Below are 19,012 nucleotides of genomic sequence, written 5' to 3'. Positions count from 1 at the left end.
AAAAAGGAAATTTTCAACTAAGTATTGACTTATTATGAACTTAGACAAACTTACACTTAAAGCGCAGGAGGCCGTGCAGGCAGCCGTTGAGCTGGCCTCCAGCAATAATCATCAGGCTGTGAGTCCTATACACCTGCTCATGGCTTTTCTGTCGGATTCCGAGAACGTTATCAACACGATTTTAAATAAACTCGGTGTGCGGATTCCACAATTGAAATCCGAGCTTGAACGGCGAATCGACAAGCTTCCCGTTGTAAAAGGCGCCTCCGTATCGGGGCAGTATTTGTCCAACGATTCCAAGGAAGTTTTTGATAATGCTCAGAAATCAGCCGACAATCTTGGCGACGAATATATCAGCTCCGAGCACGTGCTTATCGGGATGCTGGAATCCAAAAGCGAAGTCGGCAGCCTGTTAAAAGAAAACGGGGTTAAAAAGGACGATATCCTCAAGGTGCTTGAAGATGTGCGCGGATCACAAAAAGTAGATGATCCCAATGCAGAAAGCCGATACAATGCCCTTAAAAAATATGGGCGCGACCTTAACGAGCAGGCCGAGAAAAATAAACTTGATCCGGTGATTGGTCGCGATCAGGAAATCCGGCGCATTATGCAAATTCTATCACGTCGTACCAAGAACAATCCCGTTCTGATTGGAGAAGCCGGCGTTGGTAAAACAGCTATTGCCGAGGGGCTCGCTCTGCGTATCAACAAAGGCGACGTACCCGAAAGTCTTAAAACAAAACGTATTGTGGCTCTCGATATGGGCGCCCTAATGGCCGGAACCAAGTTCCGCGGCGAGTTTGAAGAACGACTCAAAGCCATCGTCAATGAGGTTCAGGAATCTGAAGGAGAAATTATCCTCTTTATTGATGAGATTCACACCCTCGTAGGGGCCGGCGCCACCGAAGGAGCCATGGATGCGGCAAATATTCTGAAGCCTTCGCTGGCCCGCGGTGAACTGCATGCCATAGGAGCTACCACGTTGGATGAATACCGCAAGCATATCGAGAAAGACCGTGCACTGGAACGACGAATGCAGAAGGTTTTGATCAATGAGCCATCCGTTGAAGATACGGTATCCATCCTTCGAGGACTGCAAGAACGATATGAACTTCATCACGGCGTAAAAATTCGCGATGAGGCATTGGTTGCCGCGGCTGAACTCTCACATCGTTATATCAGTGAGCGATTCCTGCCGGACAAAGCTATTGACCTAATTGACGAAGCTGCTTCTCGCTTGCGACTGGAGATTGACTCTATGCCCGAAGAACTCGACCAGGTTGAGCGACAAATCCGCCAGCTCGAGATTGAACGCGAGGGACTGAAACGTGATCAGAATGAGGAAAAGATTGAAAATATTGAAAAAGAACTCGCTGATCTCGAGGAAAAACGCAGCACCATGCGCAACCAATGGGATACCGAACGCGATCTCATCAAAAAAACGCGTGATCTTAAGCAGGCTATCGAAATGGCCCGCAATGAAGCTGAAAAGGCCGAACGCGAAGGTAGATATGAAAAGGTCGCCGAGCTGCGATACGGCACCATCAATCAGCTGGAAAATGACTTGGAAGAAACCCAAGAAAAGCTCGAAGAAGTGCAGGAAGGTCGTGCCATGCTGAAAGAAGAAGTTGAATATGAGGATATTGCCGATATCGTTTCTCGCTGGACCGGCATTCCGGTACGGAAAATGCTACAAAGCGAGCGCGAAAAGCTGGTCCATTTGGAAGAAGAACTGCACAAACGGGTTGTCGGACAAGATCCCGCAGTGGAAACAGTATCAAATGCCGTACGTCGCTCACGTGCGGGTCTGCAGGATGCCCAGCGTCCGATCGGCTCGTTCTTTTTCCTTGGATCAACGGGTGTCGGTAAAACAGAACTTGCCCGATCACTCGCTGACTTCCTCTTTAATGATGAAGACGCCATGGTCCGTATCGACATGAGCGAGTACATGGAGCGTCACAGCGTCAGCCGATTAGTCGGTGCTCCTCCGGGATACGTGGGGTACGACGAAGGCGGTCAGCTTACCGAAGCGGTTCGACGTAAGCCGTACTCGGTAATTTTGCTGGATGAAATTGAAAAGGCGCACGCGGATGTCTTCAACATGCTTCTGCAAGTGCTCGACGAAGGCCGCCTCACCGATAACAAAGGCGTTACAGTCGACTTTACGAACACCATTATTATAATGACCAGCAATATCGGCTCGCATCTTATTTCAGATAAGATCGAAGAAACCGGCGGAGAATTTACTGATGAAGTTTATAATAAGCTTCAGGATCAGCTGATGGAACAGCTTAAAAAACAAATCCGTCCCGAGTTCCTAAACCGTGTAGACGATGTGATTGTATTCCATCCGCTGGAGAAAGAGCACATCCGCGAAATCGTGGATATCCAGTTAGAACGTGTACACAAGATGCTCGAGAAGAAAGACATCAAACTTTCGGTTTCTGACAATGTGAAAGACTGGCTGGCCGAACGCGGATACGATCCTGTCTATGGAGCACGTCCGCTCAAACGGTTAATACAGACGAAAATTATCGACAAGTTGGCTACCGAACTGCTCAAGCGCGAAGAAGAAGGCGAAACGCATTTTGAAGCTACCATCAGCAAAGATGGAGAAAGCATCGAATTCGCGGAAGTTTATAAAGATGCCGAAGCCTGGGCTGGATAACTCGGCAGTTAGTTATCACTGAGAATTAATCAATAGCGCGGGAATTAATTCCCCCGCTATTATTATTTACACCAAGTTTTCCGGATTTAATCCCTTCAGATCATCGGTAATAAACTTTCGTCCCTCGCGGATTTTCTCACCATCCAAAAATACATCCGCACCGATACATACGAGATCCCAGTGGATATTACTTTCATTACCATTTGGTGCAATCTCATAATCATTGCCCAACGTCAGGTGGTTTGATCCGTAAATTTTTTCATCAAACAAGATATCATACATCGGCTCGTCGATGATGGGATTCAATCCAAAGCTAAACTCACCAAACTGACGTGCACCGGCATCCGTATCCAGGATTTCTTCTAGTGCTTCATTATTTGAAGAATCCGAATCGATGACAACACCGTCGCGTACTTCCAACTTTACATATTCAAACGGCTTGCCTTGATATACACTGGGGGCATAAGTAATATGTCCGTTTACGGATGACAGAATCGGAGATGAAAACAACTCCCCATCCGGAATGTTGCGTTTTCCGAAACAAGGAATCCAAGTCTGACCCTTAACTGAAAATTCTATGTCCGTGCCTTCTCCTTCGAGGCGTATCATATCCGTCTCCTCAAGTCGTGCCTGAAGCGGTTTCATCGCTTCGGCAAGTTCGGTATAATCCAGCAGACAAGCTTTATAATAAAAATCCCGAAAACGCTGGGTGGGCATCTTAGCGTTCATGGCAAACGCCTCAGACGGATATCGCAACACCACCCAGTTGGTGTTATTGACACGCTCTTTGTAGTGTACCGGGTCCACGAAGTAATCAGCATAAGCTTTGTTGGCCTTCTTGCTAACATCGGCCTGCTCGTAAATATTGAGTGCAGCACGAATCCCAACAAAAGCATCCATCTTTTTCATTAAAGGCAACTGATCATTTTTGGCCTGCCCTTTCCAAAATTTTTTGTCACCGCTTTCTACGAGCATTCGGCGAACTTCAGTGTCTTCAATCTGGACAAAGGGATTGGCTTCCATCTCCCGGGCGTGCTCTACCAGCGCCCGAAGTAGTCCAATACCATTCAGCCCCACCAGTTGCAGCATCACATTCTGTCCTTTTTCCAGTTCACAGCTGAATTCTAAAATCTTCTTTGCTAATTGACGATCTTCGTTTGTATACATATTTCTTTCATAAATTAATTGAAATCATTCTATCGAAATGTAGCGAGATACTGAAACAAGTTCAGGATCACACGATTTTTTTAATATGCCCCATCTTACTACTTACCATTAAAACCTAATAATCATAATTCCATCGTATATCCACACCTTGGCGAATATTATTTCCCTGCCGTAGAATCAATTTCAGATCCTCACGCAACATGTATTCCAACAAGAAACCCGTATCCGGTGTTGAACCCGTAATAACGTTCTGGATGGCAAAGAATACTTTGGGATTCAAATACCAGCCCGTGGTAATTGATGTTCCTGTTTCTCCACCAGACCGAGTGTTATCAATTTTTACCACATCGATGCCCAACCGTTGTGTGGCCAATGCTTCCACTCTATCTAAAAGAACATCCAGGGCCACATCCGCGGCCGTTGTATTGCTTCCGGAGCTGGCTACCACCTGCTTCCAGGAATCCAGGGCATAAAAAGGCTGTCCAAAGAGCGTGTAGCTTATAATATTCTCGAGCTCCATGGGTGGCTGACTCTCATATCTGAATTTGGGATCCTCAACGGTACCCTCAATAATATACCAGATCACTATATTTTCCTGAGTCTGAGGAGGTTCATATTTAGTTCGAATACTGAGCTGGGGATTTTCCGGATTTCCGCTAAACGTTACGACCCCTTCTTCGAGATTAAAACGCTTTCCGAAGGGACGTGCATATCCGTTGGGGGCGCTCATATCCCCAAAAAGCTCAAGGTCACTTCCGCTTTTTTTAAGCAAATCCAGCACTCCTTCCAATTCAAGCTCCATTTCGAGGTAGCGTTCATTCCGGATAAAAAATCGCCTATTAAATCCGACATCCATATCAAGAGCTAAAGAATCATAAACACTGACCGATGATGGTTCCTGATTTTCAGAGTCCAGCTGAACGCTTTCAACTGACTTTTCGCCGAAGTTATCCAGCTTAATAAAGCCACTTAAAAAATCAAGACTTCCGGAAATTTCCGGACTTGTAACCGTTCCCTGCGCCCTTGCATTAAGATTAATTACAGCATTATACTCAGAGGTATTGGCTGCCCGAAAGTTCTGAGCATTTACCTTAATATCCATGTTCCCTGGTATCAGCTCCTTCAGCTCAATTGTCCCATCCGCCCGGACATTACCGCTTCCACTTTCAGCTGAAAATTTTGAAATCCTGATTTGGTTGGGAGAAAAATTGATAGTTGAGGTAATATTGTTCACCGTAATTCCAGCCGGCACCAACCGGAACTTTCCTCGCTTCAACTCCAGATACCCGTCTGTTTTTAAGCTCTCCAATGCACCTTTGACTTTCACAGCTCCATCAAGGCTGCCTCTCACCTCCTTCAACAGCAAGGGATCAATAAAATCATTAAGTGCCCTTAAATTAAACTCATCTGTCTCGATATCCACAGCAATGTGATCGGTCTGCTGCGGAAAATTCACCTGAAAAGTTTTCATATCGATAAACAAAGGAAAACGAGCAGATACTTGTGCAGCCCGCTGTTTCAGTGACATAACAGATGCATCGAGTGTGAGATCTTCGTCCGCGTGCCGGTAATTTGCGCCCACCATTACCGAATCAATTGCAACTCCCGAGAGCACAGCATTTTTCAGCGTTACATCGGCATCGAACTCAGGCTCTCCGGCCGTCCCACCGAGTGTTCCCCAAAACGCAAGGTTGCCACTTGTTTCGCTATATTCCATTTCTTCAAAAAATGACTGGAACCGTTCGATAGAAATGCCCCAGACTCTCAGATCTCCCGATACCGGTTCTTTAAAGAATGCTTCGTCAAATGTTTTGGGATCACCCAGCTTAAAGGGCAGATTAGTATGTCCGCTGATTAGATCATCTCCTTCATCTTTTAAGGACAATGTGCCTTCCATTCGCTCCTCGGCGATATCAGCCGAAATTGTTAATGAATCAAAATCGGCCCCCTCAAAGTATATCTCCGATAATACAATATCGCCCGTTGCCTTCAAGTCTGTTCCCCGGCGATCGATCTCGAATTGACCGGACAACATTCCCTCAAAGAAGGTTTCCCCCATTAAACTGCTTTGTATTACAGCCGTATTCAGATCGTTGCCCTTTACAAACCCGCGTTGTTCGTTCGGGCTGATTATCGGTAACCCAACCTCCAAAAATGATCCGTCCCCGGATGAAATGCGCAGTGTATCCACCCGTAGGCTGTCATTCTGATACCACAATCCGAAAGATTCCTCAAGCGTCAACGTTCGATAATCGCTAATCAGGGTTAGCTCATTTGTTCTTATCCCGATGGAATCTGGTGCAACTTGATACGTTCCCGACTGTTCGATACGTCCCTCTGTAGAACTTGAGAATTGAAAATCATACTGTCCTTGGGCAACTCCATCTCGATAATCACCTCTCGTTTTAAGAGTCAAATTCTGGAGTTGAATTCCTGAAAATACCGGCTCTTGCAAGTTCAAATCAGTGAGATAAAACAGTGTATCTCCAACATTGATATCCACCGATCCCCGAGCAATATCGGCCGCAAATAGTGAATCATAAGCTATATCATTAACATTCAGTTTCCCCAAAAACCGTAGACCGTCATTTTTAAACGGACTTAATGTTCCCGTCACATCGCCCGAGGCCTGTAACTCTTCAGCATTTGCCAAGGGGGCCAGCGATGACAAATCCTTAAGACGAAGATCCAAAAATAATTCGTTTTCCTTATTATATCGATCCAGCATATTCAATCGAATATTAAAGACTCCATCGGCGATACCACTTTGCAGCCGGGCACTATCCACGGTCACAACGCTATCCCGTATTGAAAAATCAGCAAAAAATGTGTCCATCTGCTCCCCATTGATTATAGAAGAATCAACCTCCACCCTTGACTGAAGTTGCATACTTGTGGGATCAAATCCAGTTCCCTTTCCGGTAATAAGTCCATTTAAGGAGGTGCTGAAAGTCTTTTCAGCCAACAACCTACCCAAGTCTAAGTTTTCAGTTTTCATCCGGTATTCATAGGAGGGTGTTGTGGTCATTGCCCGCAATGATGTTGCCCATTCAATACGCCCGTCATGGAAATTCATCCTCCCATTTGCTGTAATATCATTACTGCTGATAACACCATTTACTTTCGTATTTGTGATGTTGTGACCCATTACCGTTCCCATAGGCATGCTCAAAGTGTACTTCCATGGATCCTTCTGGGGATACCAATTCTTTCCTTCGAATGACAAATCAAAAGTTAAAGTCCCATCATAGGTTGTATCCTGTACCCAATATCCAGGATTTATCCTTTCTCCCGACACATTACCATTTAGTAAAGGTTGTTCCGACCAGATATCCCGAGCCGATAAATCAGCCGTCATCTTTTGCCGTTTTTCCAAAGCTTCCATTGATAAAGAAAGAGATTTTTTATCGATTGTTGCCGCACCCGATAATTTCTGCAATCTATAGGGGTCGCTTTCAATATCTGTTGCCGAAAACGACAGTTCCCCGGTGGTCTTTGTCAAATCGGCAATATTTGCCAGACCATTAAATCCAAGAGTCAACTTCTGTAAACGCGGATAAGTTGTATCAGCGAATAATTTTGCCAGATCTATTGATTGGGCTGTGGTTCTAACTTGCTCTACCAACAATTCTGACTGCCAAGCAATACGGCTCTTCATTTCAAATGATCGTATTCCCTCACCCTCCATGGAAAGACCGAGATCGAACTGCTCCGGATTCCCCCTTGCCGAGAGCATTACGTCTATATTTTCCCGAACGGGATAGTTTCCCATAATACCTACTATATCCGACCAGTAAACGGGCGTCGAGGAAACTCCCAACTGCAGGCTTGTATCAGCTATATTGGCATGTCCATTCGCTTCAATTACTGATCGTCCCGTCGCCAGTACTAACTTTTCGAGCGTTAGCCTTTGATCATTTGCCGAAGCCGAAGCCTCAACATCCAGAGATTGATTCAGACCTTCTTCAGTAATATTTAAAGCAAAGTCGCGCAGATCGACATCGAAAATGTTACCATCATATCCAATGCTGCTGGCAATTTTCACCTGGCTAATCTCATAGTTCGATCCCAACGGTAAACTATCTGATTTAACAGAAACAGCCCCACCATCTAACACGAGATTATCAATGTTGAAAGGTATCATAGCTGATTCCGTTGTATCGGAGGACTCGGTAACCAATTGCTCAATATTCCAACCTTCGGTATTCTGTCGGACATTCAACGTAGGCTGATAAATATCCAGATCAGTGACATCAATTGTTTCTTCCATTAATGCCCAAATATTATACGTAGTCTGCACAGAATCGATTTGTGCAGTGGTATCATCGTCTTGAGTCAAGATAATTTGGGATAAGGTTACCTCTTTCCATAGGTCACCTGACAACTTTTTAATTGAAAGGTGGGCGTTAAGCTGTTCATTAGCTGTTGATACCAAAAAACTACGCACTCGATCTTGCACAAACGCCGTCTTGAGTGATAGACGCAGAATCAGACCCAGTATAAAAACTGACAAACACAGCCAAAGCAAACGCTTTCCCCAGTGTTTTATAGTGCCATATTTATTGTTCTGCTGATCCATTAAAATGCCTGTCCTATACTAAAATGAATGCCTATGCGATTCCACCCACTGCCGTGATTTGTCCCCTGATAAATATCTAAATCCTGGTTTGTGGGATTTAGTTTATACCCAATATCGACCCTGACGGGCCCCAATGGTGATTGATAGCGAAGTCCGCCGCCCACTCCAAATTGCAGGGGTCGACGAGAAACACGGGCAAAAGTTTCCCAGACTTGCCCACCATCCAAAAATGCAGCCATTCCAAGTCCATTAATCAAGAATTCCAATTCCTGACGTATTTCTACATTAAACCCAAACATGGCTCTGCCTCCCAGTGGAACGTATTCATTGAAACCGGTACTGTCGACCTGTGCCCTTTTTGGCCCCAACTCATGGCGATACCAACCTCGCACGGAATTAGTACCGCCCAAGTAAAATCGAATATTACTAGGCAAAGAATCTGAAGAAGTTTGAAACAGCCCGCCTCCCTGCACCCGGGAAGCCAACATAGTAGAACTCGAAAGTCTTATGAACCTACGAATATCCGCCGAAAGTTTTTGAAAGCGAAATGAAGCAAATCCAAAAAATCCCGAAGATTCAAGATAAGGTTGTATCACCCACCCTTCCTGCTGTCGGCCATAACCCTGGCTGTAGTAGCCGGTTAGTTGTAAGGATGAAAGATCGTATTCCAGGGTTGTATCAGGCAAACTAATATCCCTTTTTCTTGAGAGTTCCTGGTTCTTGGTAAACTCGTAGGAAGCTGAGGCTGTTAAATTCTGACTGTATTGATAAATAAAACTGTTGGTTATACCTGCTCGCAACAATTCATAATTACTCTCCAGCAAATGCTGTCCAAACGGAGATATGATAAAACTGCTTTTAGTATTGTAAACGTAGGGAAACTGATATCCCATATTTACGTATTGCTCAATAAATGAACCTCGCGCCGTTACACTGAAACGGTGTCCGCGATGAGCTACATTCCGATGCGTCCAGCTTGCTTGTCCACGCAGCTTATCCTCTGTTCCAAAGCCCGCCAATAACTCAACCGAACGCTGTTCATTTTCTCGAATACGCATTAGCAAGTTCAGGGTTGAATCTTGCGGCTGTTCCGGAATACTAATTGTAGCAAATCGAAATAAGTGATTATTAAAAAGTTCTTTTTGTGCGGTCTGCAAATTTTTAAGACTATATTGTTCGCCCCGTTCCAACGATGCCTCGCGTAGCACATAATCCTCATCAATTGTTTCATTACCCTCTACATCAATCGAGTCAATATATGTTCTCGGACCCAAGTCTGCCTGTATGACCACATCAGCAGAAAGTGCCGAGGTGTCTATAGCTGCATCAATATTGACGTTAACATACGCGTACCCAAGGTTTTTTATCACATCCGAAAACTGTCCCACTACTTCAGGCTCTTTGATCATCTCATACCGATTCCCCTGTTGGTACGGATGGCGGCTTTGGGCCCGCGTAAAAGCACGACTTTCCCAAACCTGTCTTACATTTTTATCGTCTCCTTTTATTTCATACTCAACATCATCTATTCGGATGGGATTGTTTTCCTTTATTGTAAAAAGTACCTCTTTTTTCCACTCCTTATTTGTTTTTTTAATTTGATATCCCACCTCAACATTCACAAACCCTCGTCGTTGATAATAATTACGAATGCGAATTACATCTCGCTTCAGTTCCTTTTCATTTAATTCAAAACCTGTTTTATTCCAGAATTTTAGCTTCTCTCCAAATCCCGGAGCTTCTGTTGCAATTTGATTTTTCAGTACCACCCCTGTATAAGTGATATTACCTTCAAAGGAAATGCCCCATACTTGCGGTAATCTTTCAGCATCCTCCGACGTATCTTGGGCTGCAGCCGATGGGGTATATGAAAATACCACCAGCACGATCAAACACATATATATCAGCAGGCCATGTAGCCGCACAAAATTCAGTTTTAAGGGTTGTAGATTTAATTCTGAAGATATGATCAAAAAAAGCTAAACAATAATAAAATTCATCTGACGATTAGCAAGAACTTTCATAGACTTCTTAAATATCCAATAATGATTTTAAGTGTCTGGAATAGTACTTTTGACCTCGATACAAAGGACAACAATAATTCGCTGATCATCGTAAATCCCATGAATAGAATTTATTCAATTTCTGTTTTCTTACTTTTGTTGCTTCTTTGGGGTTGCTCAACATCCAAAGAATTTTCAGGCTATTCATATGATCCCGAAGACGTCACCGAAACTTCTGATAAAGAAACCTATCCCCATTATATACGCGCTATTGGAGTCAATGACGGAAGGATTTGGGTAAGCAATGATTTTCCCGGGGCACGAATGAATGACTTCTATCAAGTCAACGACTCTCTTTACCGTGTCACTATCAAGCCCGAACGTGACGCTATCAATAACAGTCCCTGGTATGCATTTCAGATTTGGAGTGTTGAACCGGATACCATCAAGTTGCAACTCGATTATGAGCACGGAAACCACCGATATATTCCAAAATTGAGTAAAAACAGCCGGCATTGGCAACGTATCGACAGCACAAACTATTCTGCCGATACTACCCGGGGTACCGCTACCCTGACCCTCAATCTCGAACAAAAACCCCTATGGGTTTCGGCACAAGAGCTTTTTACCTGGGATGAATATAATTCCTGGACCGACTCGCTGACAGAAAAATCATTTGTTTCCCGTGACACTGTCGGATTTTCGCACAACAATCGTCCGATATTAAAGTTGCGTATTTCCGAAGTAAATCCTGATCAACCGCGTGGTGTCATGATTATTACCGGACGGTTGCATCCCCCTGAAGTTACCGGCGCATTAGGGACGAAAGTCTTTATCGATGAACTTATCTCTGATAGTAAGCTTGCTACTCAATTTAGAAATAACTTCGAAATATGGGCCTATCCCTTTGCTAATCCCGACGGCGTACAGCAAGGACATTGGCGGTATAATGCTCGCGGGGTAGATCTTAATCGCGACTGGGAGCATTTCAAACAGCCAGAGCCGCGAGCAATTCGAAACGATTTACTCCCCCTGCAGGATGACAGCCTGCGCAAAGTGTACTATGGCATCGACTTTCATTCTACCGATGAAAATCTCTTTTACCCCATTAATCGAGAAGTAGAAACTTTTCCCGACGATTTTACTTACCAGTGGATCGACTCCTTAAAACAGGAGTTTCCCGCCTATCCCATCGAAGTAGAGCCTTTTCCACCGGACTCACCAATCACTAAAAACTGGATTTACCATACCTTCGGAGCCGATGCCGTGACCTATGAAATTAGCGATACAGCTCCCCGTGATAGTATGCGAACCGTAACTCGTGAAAGTGCTCGTATTATTATGAAGCAATTACTTGAAGAGAAGAAAGAGCATTAACTTTCGAAACTGCTGAAGCTTTTGAAGCGCGGTAAGCTTATTCAAATACAGCGACATGTCATGCTGAACTTGTTTCAGCATCTACCAGACCCTGAAACGAGCTCAGGGTGACACGGGCTGTGCCTTATCATTTCTTTACATTCACTTACTACATAGTGATGAGACGGGCTCACCGTGACATTACAAGTTTTCTAAATTCTCCTATGTATGAACCTTACAAGAAAATACCGAGCACTCCAGAGTTGCCCAATATTTAATAACTCTTAACTAAATTAGAATTGCTCATTCACATCAACATATAATATAATTGTTCATGATTTCTTTATCTTCAATTGCTATAATCGGCATCAATACATCTTAGGAGTTTAATCCCTTTAAACCAATCGAGTTTTCATAATAACTGATGGCACATTCACACGACCACGGACATCACCATCACGGCAAAGACCAAACCGAGGGACGTCTGTGGATCTCGATTATCCTCAACTTTATTATCACCGCTGCGGAATTCATTGGCGGCATTATCTCCGGGAGTCTTGCGCTTCTTTCCGATGCGCTTCACAATCTAAATGATACCACATCGCTCGGAATCAGCCTGGTAGCCCGAAAAATTTCTAAGAAAGAAGCCAATCGCGACAAAACGTTTGGCTACAAGCGCGCAGAAATCATAGGCGCCTTCATCAACCTGATCACCCTTGTTATTATCGCACTGTTTTTGATCAAAGAAGGTGTTGAGCGGTTTTACAATCCCCAACCCATCGACGGTATGGTCATGTTCATAGTAGCCATTATTGGTCTGCTGGGTAATGTAATAACCGCCATTCTGCTGTACCAAGATTCCTCCGAAAATCTAAATATACGCAGTGCCTATATCCATATTCTTTCGGATGCCTTTTCATCGGTAGGAGTCATTATCGCGGGTATTTTAATACTCTGGTATCAACTGTATATTATCGATACCATTTTGACTCTCATCATTGCCGGGTACATTCTCTGGCACAGCTATTATATGCTGCGTCAGACGATCAATATTTTGATGGAAAGCACCCCGGCTGATATTCAAATTCCGAATGTGCAGCAAGCAATGGCAGAAGTCAAGGGCGTACTTGATATCCATCACCTGCATGTCTGGCGACTCGATGAACAAAACATCCTGTTAGAAAGCCATGTTGTTATCGACGAAGACAATATGGGACAAATGGAATCCATAAAATCATCGCTCAAAGATCTGCTAAGCAGCAGTTTTGACATCCACCACTCCACCCTCGAATTTGAATTTGAACCCTGTGAAGAACACCACGAAAGTCCCTGCAACTAACTCTAGATTCATCCAGCAATGAGCTCTACTCTCAAATCACTATTTGTTTCTATCTTCATCATCGCAGCCTTTACCGCATGCGGACCGGATGCCCTCTATGATCTCAGCAGCGAAAACTATCAACTACGAAACTCCGACAGCACTCAGGTCAACTTTCCGAGTGACTTCAAAGGGGACATCTCGCTCATAACTTTCATTTACACCAATTGCCCTGATGTGTGTCCCGCTATCACCGCCAACATGACCAACATTCAGCGCGAGCTCGATGATACCAGCGGCGTTAACTTCATCGAAATCAGCTTTGATCCCCAGCGCGATACCCCTTCCGTTCTTAAAGAATACCGGAACCTATACGGACTTAACAAACAATTTACCATGCTAACCGGCGACACCGCAACGGTACATCCTCTGCTCAGCAAGCTCGATATCGTCGCTGTTAAAACCACTATCGATTCACTTGGTTACGACAGCACAAACTACGCTATGCGCCACTCCAACACCTTGTACCTGATGGACCGCCAAGGATACATTCGCGCTGAATATCCCGCGCATCGCGTTACCTCCGAACACGTCAAAGATGACATCAATTATCTCCGATCAAAATGAAATCAATACAACAGCTACTGCCAGTTTTACTAACCGTCTGCGTTCTATTTTCAGGATGTGGTTCGGAGTCGAATTCTCCGAATGAATCCGACTCCGAAAAAGAAGTCGTTCTCGGAAAAATAGCCCTCGACAACGCTTGGGCACGTCCCGGCTCACAACAAGGAAAAAGCGCTGCATACCTCCGCATTTCCAACGGTACCGCCACCACCGATACGTTACTGTCATTCCACAGCAATGCCACAGAAACGGTAGAACTACACAAGTCCATTGAAAACGATGACGGTACCACCAGCATGCGTCCGGCCGAGCAGCAAATAATCCCAGCCGGAGAAAAACTACAACTCCAACCCGGCGGTCTACACCTCATGCTCATTAACCTGAAAAGGAATATCGCCGTTGGTGACACACTGCAAATATCCCTGGAATTTGCTCACGCCGGTACTGTTACAACCTCTGTACCGGTACAAATACAGAATTGATCTCATGCTACAATCCATAATAGCAGTCGGTATTGGCGGATTTTTCGGCAGCATCTTCCGATATCTCATCAGCCATTACATAAATGTCAGCACGCACTCCACATTTCCTTTTGGTACCCTCACAGTAAATGTTATCGGTTCATTTCTAATCGGGATCATCATTGCAGCCGCGCTCGAAGGCGATCTCAGCAAATCTATGCGCCTGCTTTTAGCCACCGGTTTTTGCGGTGGATTCACGACCTTCTCATCTTTCTCGTATGAATTCTTTTCCCTGCTGCAGCATGAACAAACCGGCTATGCTTTTTTGTATGCTATTGCCAGTTTTATACTTGGATTAGCATTCGTATGGCTAGGTTTTTACCTCATCAAATAAAAAAGGACGAGATACTATCCCGTCCTCCAACTAACTTTATCCTTTCAAAAACATGCTTGTGTAATCAGGCATCACTCTTCAAACTGTAAAATATTTGCTTCTGAACCGCTTGGCAGGGGAATATTCAGCATATTGGAAATGGTTGGTGCAATTTGTGGAATTGTCGTCTTTCTGCTGGTTTCGCCTTGTGGCACATTCCATCCGTAAAAAATGAGCGGCACATGTGTATCGTAATTATAAGGCGAACCATGAGAGGTCCCGGTGGGATAATCGGTATCCAACCACCCTGATTTCAGTTGTATATAAATATCACCGGATCGATCATACATAAATCCACGCTGATACATTGCTTCCTGTCCTGTGGCATAGCTTTCGTACTGATAATTATGCGCCGTATTTGTAGACTTGACCCCCTCAAACTGCAGCAGAAAATCAGCAGCCTTTTGCTGAATTATTTGCCTCGAAAGCCCATTTTGATCAATCAGGTCGCGATCAAGATACACCTGCTGGTTGGTATAATTCTCAATCCAATCTTCATCGCCAAACTCAGTCTTCAAAAATTCTGCAAGCTCATCCACAGCTTTATCACTGTCAAAATATCCGCCGGGTAGATTTTTATTGATCAGCTCTTGCGGTACATCCACTACTCCATGATCAGATGTCAGTGCAACCAAATAATTACCCTCTCCTACTTTCTGATCAAGATAGTTGAGTAGATCTGCAATAGTACGATCGAGTCGCAAATATGTATCCTGAAGTTCTACTGAGTGCGGGCCGTACATATGCCCTACATAATCGGTAGAGGAAAAGCTTACACCCAGAAAATCAGTAACATCTCCAGCACCCAGATCTTCACCGTCTACGGCGGATTTTGCCAATTCTGCAATCAACGTATTGCCAAAAGGAGTTGAACTAATAATCCCATATTCATCGCCACGGTTAGCCTCTAAATTATGGGGGAAAACTGGAGCATCTTCATTCTCAAACGTTCCTTCATAAGGCCTGTTATCGGCACTGCTCTCGGTATATTGATCCATGGGCAAAAGCGTATCCCAAGTGCGACTTGCAAAATCCTTGGGTAACCCCCTGTCGTTAAAATCTTGCAACCAATCCGGAAGCTCAGAAACATACCAGGAACTGCTCACAAAATTACCGGTCTCTCCTTCATACCAATAAGCAGCATCGCCAAGATGACCCGCCGGCAGCACTGCTCCACGGTCTTTGATTGAAACAGTGATCACTTTACTTTCCGGACTTGCAGATTTTAGCTCATCGGTAACCGTCGTACTCAACAAATTGCGGGGTGACATTTTCCCCGCGTCACTGTCAGTACCAATTGGTGAAACCGTGGAATCAGAAACCACATACATGCTCCGGTCGATACTGCGATCGTACCAAGCATTTCCAACAATACCGTTTACAGATGGAGTCGCACCCGTATAAACCGAAGCATGTCCCGGCCCTGTATAGGTTGGGAAATAATTAAAGTGGTTGTTGTTAAAACTAAATCCCTGCTCGACCAATCGCTTAAAACCATCCTCTTCAAATTTATCCCAATACAGTGGAATATAATCGTAGCGCAGCTGATCAATCACAATGCCAACCACCAGCTTGGGATTGTCAGCTGTAGATTTAGGATTAGAAGTTTCTTGGGCCCATCCTGTTGAAATAAACATCAACAACATGAGAAAAATACTACAAATGGTTTTAATCAATTTCATAAGTCGCCTGTTTTTAAATTTCATTATCTGAGGTCAAAAAGTAACTTCTTTTTTGTAATTATCGAACTATGATTCTGTAAAATAATTTAGGTCTGCTGGTGTTATTATATGCTATGACAATAGCATCGACCAATAGATAATGAATAGTTTTTTTAATACTTTAATAACCGTCACTTTTTCAGAAACCAAATAACAAACTGCCAAGTGATTAACGCCATAAAGCATATTTTCTTTTTTGCGCTTGTTTTTGCGTTAGGTAGTGCTATATCCCAGCAAAATGTTGCGCAACTGGGTAATATTGGCAGTTCTGAGTCAAGCTCAAAAACGTTTTGTCAACAGCTTACCAACGGAAATTTTTCTCAACCTTCCGCAGAAGTTGATCCCCTTTATCAACATGCGTCTAAATCGAATGCCGATGACGCACAACCCAAAACCATTACGAGCTGTAACTTTTTAATGAATCTCCTTCCGGCAGAAAGCGACTTTTCTTTTACCCCGGGAGAGCAGCAACTAAACATCGGCTTTAATAACGCCTTACTCTCCTCTCAAATATTTGTATTTCAAGAGCCCGACCCTCCTCGCCTTAGTTAAAATTTCCGGGTTTTCCAGCTACTCCTACTATAAACTTTATAAGTTTACACCCAGGTAGATTAATATCGCCTGTATGTTAAAGATCAACGGCACCTATGTCATATTTAAAACCTCCTAAAGAATCTGTTTTAATTATCCTTGTGTTATTACTGCTTGGTATAGCCGGCTATGATTTATTCAGCGAACAACAGGATAACAATGCAATCGTTAATTCCAGAAAAATAATTGATCCCTCAACGATAAGTGGCCGAGCAGCCTGTGAGGTTCCCATCCCTGATATATCAAATCGGAAACAATCTGAACAACCTGCCTTCGAGGCAAAAGAAATTTCCAACTAAGAATTTTTTTATCATGAATTTCTCTCGATTTTCGATATTTATATTTTTCATTATTCTAATACCCCTGTCAATCATTGCGTGTGGTACCCCAAATGAACGGGCCTCTGCTGATGACGCACAAACAGCTACAAAACAAACTGCCAAACCCCAAAACTCATCCCAACAAGAATTTAAAGAAGCTCCTGATTTTACCCTTGAAACGATGGAAGGCAATGACTTTACTTTGTCTGATCAACGAGGGAAAGTTGTCGTACTCAATTTTTGGGCAACGTGGTGTGGGCCTTGCAGAAAAGAGATCCCTGATTTTATGGAGCTTTATGAAGAAATGAAGGACGACGGTGTACTATTTGCAGGTGTTTCTCTTGATGAGGAGGGCTGGGAAAAAGTTCGTCCCTATGCCAATGATATGGGTATCAATTATCCCATCATGGTAGATGACGGAAATGTATCTCGTCAATATGGACCTATTCGAGCGATCCCGACAACGTTAATCATCAACAAAAAGGGACAAGTAGAGTATGTAGCACCCGGCATGCTGACAAAAGAGAAACTGAAGCCTATACTGACTAAATTAGCCAACCGATAGAACATGAATTTCGATATTAGATTTATGAATTCAACAAAAGAAAGCAAAACATCAGGCTGGAAACGAAGCGTTATAGAGTGGGGCGTTATCTTTGCTGTCGGCGCTATTCTTTATGCCACCGGATGGCATACTGATGTACTGGGCACCCTGCAGCGGGGCATGCTATGGACCGGCCTCTTTGATGCCGATACCTCCCGGATCGAAAATATTGACGGGCCCATGCTCTCCGATTCAGATTATCATTTTACCATGGAAACAGCTGATGGTCAAACGGTATCGCTGAATGACTTTCGCGGTGATGTCGTCTTTGTGAATGTATGGGCGTCTTGGTGTCCGCCCTGCGTGGCCGAGATGCCGACCATCGAAACCCTATATGAAAATGTCGGTAGTCAGAAAAATATCCGATTTATTCTTCTTTCCATGGATGAAAAACATCAAAAGGCAGTTAATTTTATGGAGAGGAAAGAATTTACTATGCCCTATTATTTTCCGGCTTCGTCCCTGCCCACCCAGTTCCGCAGCCAGTATTTGCCTACAACCTACATCATATCAAAAGAGGGACAAATCGTATACAAGAAAGAAGGAATTGCTGATTACAGCTCAACCAACTTTGCACAATGGATGATTGAACTGGCCCAAAAATAATTTGCTGTACTTATAACCAGCGGCGAACTTCAGACTTATATTTCTGATAGTCTTCTCCAAACTTTTCTTCCATTACGTTCTCTTCGGGAATAATCTGATAACGATTCATATAGCCTATAAAAAGTGGAAGCATCACAAACACCTGTACGTTGCCAAGATAAAAGCCGTACCCCACTAAAATAAGCAGCAACCCCAGGTACATTGGATTTCGCGAAATGCTAAAAACACCATTTATAACTACATTACTTGCTTTATGGGGATCATGAGGATCAATTGAAGTAGACGATTTATAGAACTCAACCAGCCCAAGCACACCAAGTAGTCCTCCTATACCCAAAAATAGGAAGCTAATCCACCACATTGGTCCAAATGTTGCCCAATTAAAAACAAGATACTGATCAATCCACCACATGGCGGTAGCTATAATCAGTGTAATAGCTACAGGTGGAATCTTTAGCTCTAATTTCATGAGTTATTCATCTAATTTTTCTTAACTACCTATGATATTAACTTAACAAAAAGACTGATTCAAAGAGCACCAACATTTAGAGCAAAACAGAT

General features: G+C 43.8%; 15 protein-coding genes. 10 read left to right on the top strand and 5 right to left on the bottom strand.

Features of this window, described 5'->3' with window-relative positions:
* The first annotated feature begins 34 nt into the window (after positions 1 to 34).
* Complete coding sequence (clpB, locus tag ACT3IB_RS06825) at positions 35 to 2,668, top strand: ATP-dependent chaperone ClpB (RefSeq protein WP_491538256.1); 2,634 nt, start codon at positions 35 to 37, stop codon at positions 2,666 to 2,668.
* Between the two features lie 66 nt (positions 2,669 to 2,734).
* Here the strand turns inward: clpB and ACT3IB_RS06820 are convergent, their stop codons facing one another.
* The 3 genes from ACT3IB_RS06820 to ACT3IB_RS06810 all read right to left on the bottom strand — a co-directional run bounded on the left by ACT3IB_RS06820 (position 2,735) and on the right by ACT3IB_RS06810 (position 10,339).
* On the bottom strand, positions 2,735 to 3,835 hold the full coding sequence (locus tag ACT3IB_RS06820) for an aminopeptidase (protein WP_491538255.1): 1,101 nt from the start codon (positions 3,833 to 3,835) through the stop codon (positions 2,735 to 2,737).
* Between the two features lie 115 nt (positions 3,836 to 3,950).
* Positions 3,951 to 8,414: a translocation/assembly module TamB domain-containing protein gene (locus ACT3IB_RS06815; protein ID WP_491538254.1), complete on the bottom strand. Its 4,464-nt coding sequence runs from the start codon at positions 8,412 to 8,414 to the stop codon at positions 3,951 to 3,953.
* Complete coding sequence (locus tag ACT3IB_RS06810) at positions 8,414 to 10,339, bottom strand: BamA/OMP85 family outer membrane protein (protein WP_491538253.1); 1,926 nt, start codon at positions 10,337 to 10,339, stop codon at positions 8,414 to 8,416. The genes ACT3IB_RS06815 and ACT3IB_RS06810 overlap by 1 nt, the downstream gene beginning before the upstream one ends.
* 120 nt (positions 10,340 to 10,459) lie before the next feature.
* On the opposite strand from ACT3IB_RS06810, the gene ACT3IB_RS06805 reads away from it, so the two are divergent.
* The 5 genes from ACT3IB_RS06805 (at position 10,460) to crcB (ending at position 14,570) form a co-directional block, all read left to right on the top strand.
* Positions 10,460 to 11,794, top strand: coding sequence for a M14 family metallopeptidase (locus ACT3IB_RS06805; RefSeq protein ID WP_491538252.1), 1,335 nt, complete (start codon positions 10,460 to 10,462; stop codon positions 11,792 to 11,794).
* A 403-nt stretch (positions 11,795 to 12,197) separates the two neighbouring features.
* Complete coding sequence (locus tag ACT3IB_RS06800) at positions 12,198 to 13,112, top strand: cation diffusion facilitator family transporter (protein ID WP_491538251.1); 915 nt, start codon at positions 12,198 to 12,200, stop codon at positions 13,110 to 13,112.
* A gap of 18 nt (positions 13,113 to 13,130) precedes the next feature.
* Positions 13,131 to 13,718 carry an SCO family protein gene (locus tag ACT3IB_RS06795; protein WP_491538250.1) on the top strand — a complete coding sequence of 196 codons (588 nt, stop codon included), beginning with the start codon at positions 13,131 to 13,133 and terminating at the stop codon, positions 13,716 to 13,718.
* Positions 13,715 to 14,197 carry a copper chaperone PCu(A)C gene (locus ACT3IB_RS06790; protein ID WP_491538249.1) on the top strand — a complete coding sequence of 161 codons (483 nt, stop codon included), beginning with the start codon at positions 13,715 to 13,717 and terminating at the stop codon, positions 14,195 to 14,197. Before ACT3IB_RS06795 ends, ACT3IB_RS06790 begins: the two co-directional genes overlap by 4 nt.
* 4 nt (positions 14,198 to 14,201) lie before the next feature.
* Positions 14,202 to 14,570, top strand: coding sequence for a fluoride efflux transporter CrcB (crcB, locus tag ACT3IB_RS06785; RefSeq protein WP_491538248.1), 369 nt, complete (start codon positions 14,202 to 14,204; stop codon positions 14,568 to 14,570).
* Positions 14,571 to 14,641: 71 nt separating this feature from the next.
* On the opposite strand, the gene pafA is transcribed toward crcB, so the two are convergent.
* Positions 14,642 to 16,291 (bottom strand): alkaline phosphatase PafA, encoded by a 1,650-nt coding sequence (gene pafA, locus ACT3IB_RS06780; protein WP_491538247.1) that lies wholly within the window; start codon positions 16,289 to 16,291, stop codon positions 14,642 to 14,644.
* A gap of 204 nt (positions 16,292 to 16,495) precedes the next feature.
* Between pafA and ACT3IB_RS06775 the strand changes: the two genes are divergently transcribed.
* The 4 genes from ACT3IB_RS06775 (at position 16,496) to ACT3IB_RS06760 (ending at position 18,451) form a co-directional block, all read left to right on the top strand.
* Positions 16,496 to 16,882 (top strand): hypothetical protein, encoded by a 387-nt coding sequence (locus tag ACT3IB_RS06775; protein ID WP_491538246.1) that lies wholly within the window; start codon positions 16,496 to 16,498, stop codon positions 16,880 to 16,882.
* 95 nt (positions 16,883 to 16,977) lie between these two features.
* Positions 16,978 to 17,220, top strand: a complete 243-nt coding sequence (locus tag ACT3IB_RS06770; protein ID WP_491538245.1) for a hypothetical protein — start codon at positions 16,978 to 16,980, stop codon at positions 17,218 to 17,220.
* Positions 17,221 to 17,233: 13 nt separating this feature from the next.
* On the top strand, positions 17,234 to 17,806 hold the full coding sequence (locus ACT3IB_RS06765) for a TlpA disulfide reductase family protein (RefSeq protein ID WP_491538244.1): 573 nt from the start codon (positions 17,234 to 17,236) through the stop codon (positions 17,804 to 17,806).
* A gap of 24 nt (positions 17,807 to 17,830) precedes the next feature.
* A complete protein-coding gene (locus ACT3IB_RS06760; protein WP_491538243.1) occupies positions 17,831 to 18,451 on the top strand; it encodes a TlpA family protein disulfide reductase in 621 nt (206 codons plus the stop codon).
* Positions 18,452 to 18,461: 10 nt separating this feature from the next.
* Here the strand turns inward: ACT3IB_RS06760 and ACT3IB_RS06755 are convergent, their stop codons facing one another.
* Complete coding sequence (locus tag ACT3IB_RS06755) at positions 18,462 to 18,920, bottom strand: methyltransferase family protein (RefSeq protein WP_491538242.1); 459 nt, start codon at positions 18,918 to 18,920, stop codon at positions 18,462 to 18,464.
* Between the last annotated feature and the right edge of the window lie 92 nt (positions 18,921 to 19,012).

This window comes from Fodinibius sp. GM21, assembly GCF_058386955.1.
The sequence above is the reverse complement of the archived record's forward strand: the minus strand, read 5'-3'. Positions and strand labels throughout refer to the sequence as shown.

What these genes read in the sequence shown, in the direction of transcription:
- clpB (WP_491538256.1), top strand. Translation starts at nt 35, where the DNA reads ATGAACTTAGACAAACTTACACTTAAAGCGCAGGAGGCCGTGCAGGCA.
- ACT3IB_RS06820 (WP_491538255.1), bottom strand. Translation starts at nt 3,835, where the DNA reads ATGTATACAAACGAAGATCGTCAATTAGCAAAGAAGATTTTAGAATTC.
- ACT3IB_RS06815 (WP_491538254.1), bottom strand. Translation starts at nt 8,414, where the DNA reads ATGGATCAGCAGAACAATAAATATGGCACTATAAAACACTGGGGAAAG.
- ACT3IB_RS06805 (WP_491538252.1), top strand. Translation starts at nt 10,460, where the DNA reads ATGATTTTAAGTGTCTGGAATAGTACTTTTGACCTCGATACAAAGGAC.
- ACT3IB_RS06800 (WP_491538251.1), top strand. Translation starts at nt 12,198, where the DNA reads ATGGCACATTCACACGACCACGGACATCACCATCACGGCAAAGACCAA.
- ACT3IB_RS06795 (WP_491538250.1), top strand. Translation starts at nt 13,131, where the DNA reads ATGAGCTCTACTCTCAAATCACTATTTGTTTCTATCTTCATCATCGCA.
- ACT3IB_RS06790 (WP_491538249.1), top strand. Translation starts at nt 13,715, where the DNA reads ATGAAATCAATACAACAGCTACTGCCAGTTTTACTAACCGTCTGCGTT.
- crcB (WP_491538248.1), top strand. Translation starts at nt 14,202, where the DNA reads ATGCTACAATCCATAATAGCAGTCGGTATTGGCGGATTTTTCGGCAGC.
- pafA (WP_491538247.1), bottom strand. Translation starts at nt 16,291, where the DNA reads ATGAAATTGATTAAAACCATTTGTAGTATTTTTCTCATGTTGTTGATG.
- ACT3IB_RS06770 (WP_491538245.1), top strand. Translation starts at nt 16,978, where the DNA reads ATGTCATATTTAAAACCTCCTAAAGAATCTGTTTTAATTATCCTTGTG.
- ACT3IB_RS06765 (WP_491538244.1), top strand. Translation starts at nt 17,234, where the DNA reads ATGAATTTCTCTCGATTTTCGATATTTATATTTTTCATTATTCTAATA.
- ACT3IB_RS06760 (WP_491538243.1), top strand. Translation starts at nt 17,831, where the DNA reads ATGAATTCAACAAAAGAAAGCAAAACATCAGGCTGGAAACGAAGCGTT.
- ACT3IB_RS06755 (WP_491538242.1), bottom strand. Translation starts at nt 18,920, where the DNA reads ATGAAATTAGAGCTAAAGATTCCACCTGTAGCTATTACACTGATTATA.